This is a genomic window from Mesorhizobium sp. M5C.F.Ca.IN.020.32.2.1, assembly GCF_004023105.1.
In the GTDB taxonomy this organism is placed as follows: Bacteria; Pseudomonadota; Alphaproteobacteria; order Rhizobiales; family Rhizobiaceae; genus Mesorhizobium; species Mesorhizobium wenxiniae.
This window is the reverse complement of sequence record NZ_RZSX01000758.1, coordinates 1-3,117: the sequence shown is the minus strand read 5'-3', so window position 1 is coordinate 3,117 and position 3,117 is coordinate 1. Positions and strand designations below refer to the sequence as shown.

Here is a 3,117-nt window from a genome sequence, read left to right as displayed (position 1 = left end):
CAGATCGCCGGCGCGCCAAGATGGCGCGAGGTCTCGTAGGCCGGGATCAGCCCGCCGATCGCCGGACCGACGACATAATCGATCCTGCCGGACACAGCAGCGCGGATCTTCTCGGCCAGTGCCTTGCACAGGCGCTCGGTCTTGTCGGCATGCATGAAGACCCGCGCCTTCTGCAGGAAGACCGGGCTTCGCAAGCCCGACGTCAGGATGAAATGCCCTTCGAGAACGGCACCGGCTTCACGGAAAATGCCCAGCACTTCGTCGGTGTTCATCTCTGCCTTGTTCTCCAGCACGCTGATGATTTCTAGCCGTTCACGCGTCGCGCATCGCTGACGCTCGAATTGTCCTTGAGCTGCGACAGCAGCCGGTTCAGGTGCTTCAGGTCCCAGACTTCGAGATCGATCAGCATTTCGGTGAAATCGGGCGCGGTGCGCACCATCGACAATGTATGGATGTTGGCGTCGTTGGATGCAACGACCTGCGCGATGTCGGCCAGTGAACCCGGCGCGTTGATGGCGGTGACCGAGACTCGCGCCGGAAACCGCTCCTTGGTGCGCTCGTCTATGTCCCAGCGCACGTCGATCCAGCGTTCGGGCTGGTCGTCGAAAGCCTGCAGCGCCGGCGACTGGATCGGATAGATGGTGATGCCGGTTCCCGGCTGCACGATGCCGACGATGCGGTCGCCGGGGACAGCACCTTCCGGCGCGAAGCGCACCGGCAGGTCGCCGCGGACGCCGCGGATCGGCACGGCGCCGTCCTTTGGCTGGTCCTTGTCCTTGCGTGCCGCGCGGCCCGGAATCTGGAACAGCATGCCGGCGGCGTTGCGGATCTTCGACCAGCCCTCCTCGCGCTGCTTGGGCGCGGCCAGCGTGACGCGCTCGTCCTTGTAGTCGGGAAACACCGCCTTCATGACATCGGTGGAGGCAAGTTCGCCGCGGCCGACAGAGGCCAGCACATCCTCGATGTCCTTGCGCGCCAGCCGATGCAGCACCGACTTCAGGCTCTCCTTGGTAAAGATCTTTCCGGATCGTTCGAAGGCGCGTTCCAGTATGCGGATACCGAGACCCGAATACTGCTTGCGGATGGCATTCTTGGTGGCGCGGCGGATCGCCGAGCGCGCCTTGCCGGTGACGACGACCGACTCCCACGCCGCCGGGGGCACCTGCGCTTTGGAGCGGATGATCTCGACTTCATCGCCATTCTTCAGCTCGGTCATCAGCGGCATGATGCGACCGTTGACCTTGGCGCCGACGCAGGTGTCGCCGACATCGGTGTGCACGGCGTAGGCGAAGTCGATCGGCGTGGCGCCGCGCGGCAGCGCGATCAGCATGCCTTTGGGCGTGAAGCAGAACACCTGGTCCTGGAACAGTTCCAGCTTGGTGTTTTCGAGGAAGTCCTCGGGATTATCGCCTTCGGCAAGCTGCTCGATGGTGCGCCGCAGCCAGGCATAGGCGTTGGTCTCCTTCGAGATCGCGTGGGCAGTGCCGTTCATCTTGCCGCCGCTGTCCTTGTAGATCGAATGCGCGGCAACGCCATATTCGGCAATCTTGTTCATCTGATAGGTGCGGATCTGCAACTCGACGCGCTGGCGCGACGGTCCGACGATGGTGGTGTGGATCGAACGGTAGTCGTTCTGCTTCGGAGTCGAGATGTAGTCCTTGAAGCGGCCTGGCACCATCGACCATGTCGAGTGGATGGCGCCGAGCGCCCGGTAGCAGTCCTCGACGGTATCGACGACGACGCGAAAGCCGAAAATGTCGGATAGCTGCTCAAAGGACAGCGCCTTGGCCTCCATCTTGCGGAACACAGACCACGGCTTCTTCTGGCGGCTCTTGACCTCGGCCTTGATCGCATATTTCTCGAACAGCGTGGACAGCGCCCTTTCGATCTCGGACAGCACATCCTTGTTGCGTTCGAAGATTTCGGCGAGCCGCGCGGTGACGGCGCGGTAGGCTTCCGGATTGATGAAGCGGAAGGCGATCTCCTCGAGCTCCTCGCGCATGCCTTGCATGCCCATGCGCCCGGCAAGCGGCGCATAGATATCCATCGTTTCCTCGGCGATGCGCAGGCGCTTGGCTTCGGGCACATGGTCGAGAGTGCGCATGTTGTGCAAGCGGTCGGCGAGCTTGACCAGCAGCACGCGAACGTCTTCCGAGATCGCCAGCAAGAGCTTGCGCAGGTTTTCCGCCTGCTCGGCCTTCTTGGAGACGAGGTCGAGTTTCTTCAGCTTGGTCAAGCCTTCGACCAACTTGCCCATTTCCGGACCGAACAGCTCGTCGATCTCGGCCTTGGTCGCCGTGGTGTCCTCGATCGTGTCGTGCAGCAGGGCAACCGCGATGGTCGCCTCATCCATGTGCATTTCGGTGAGGATGGCGGCGACTTCGAGCGGATGCGAGAAATAGGGATCGCCGGAGGCGCGCTTCTGGTGACCATGCTTCTGCATGGCGTAGACATAGGCCTTGTTGAGCAGCGCCTCGTTGACGTCAGGCTTGTAGCGCTGGACGCGCTCGACAAGCTCATACTGACGCATCATGGGCGGGATCTCGCAGTGCTGAAACGAATCATGCGCCGCACTGGCGTACGGCGCATGTCATAGATAACCACGAAACCGCCGACGCGAAAGTGTCGGCAGCCGTTGCGAAGATCAATAGTCGTCGCTTTTTTCCGGCGGCACCAGACCTTCGATGCCGGCCAGGAGATCTTCCTCGGTCATGCGGTCGAAGGTGATGTTGTCCTCGGTGTCGTCGGCATCGGTTGCCGCAGCGGCGGTACCGGTCTGGTCGGCGATCGCCTCGCCATCGGCTTCCGGCTCGTCGACCTCGACATGCTTCTGCAGCGAGTGGATCAGATCTTCCTTGAGGTCGTCGGGCGACAATGTCTCCTCGGCGATCTCGCGCAGCGCGATGACCGGATTCTTGTCGTTGTCACGAGGGACGGTGATCTGCGCGCCCTGGCTGATCTGACGGGCGCGATGGCCGGCCAGAAGCACGAGCTCGAAGCGGTTGTCGACCTTGTCGATGCAATCTTCAACGGTTACGCGGGCCATGAGCTGCCCCTTTCATGCCTGGATTTGATGGAAAACAGGCGCGGTCCATAACCCGGACGTCGCCAAAATAC

The 3,117-nt window shown here is 62.1% G+C and carries 2 protein-coding genes and 1 pseudogene; all 3 read right to left on the bottom strand.

What is annotated here, in order from left to right:
- A pseudogene (locus EOA86_RS28350) lies at window positions 1-272 on the bottom strand (orotate phosphoribosyltransferase); the annotation flags it as partial.
- Between the two features lie 32 nt (window positions 273-304).
- Window positions 305-2,533, bottom strand: coding sequence for a bifunctional (p)ppGpp synthetase/guanosine-3',5'-bis(diphosphate) 3'-pyrophosphohydrolase (locus EOA86_RS28345; RefSeq protein ID WP_128344695.1), 2,229 nt, complete (start codon window positions 2,531-2,533; stop codon window positions 305-307).
- A 111-nt stretch (window positions 2,534-2,644) separates the two neighbouring features.
- On the bottom strand, window positions 2,645-3,046 hold the full coding sequence (gene rpoZ, locus EOA86_RS28340) for a DNA-directed RNA polymerase subunit omega (RefSeq protein WP_029354482.1): 402 nt from the start codon (window positions 3,044-3,046) through the stop codon (window positions 2,645-2,647).
- Between the last annotated feature and the right edge of the window lie 71 nt (window positions 3,047-3,117).

Bases quoted from the DNA above. Each gene is read 5' to 3' on its own strand.
- EOA86_RS28345 (WP_128344695.1), bottom strand. From the start codon at position 2,533: ATGATGCGTCAGTATGAGCTTGTCGAGCGCGTCCAGCGCTACAAGCCT.
- rpoZ (WP_029354482.1), bottom strand. From the start codon at position 3,046: ATGGCCCGCGTAACCGTTGAAGATTGCATCGACAAGGTCGACAACCGC.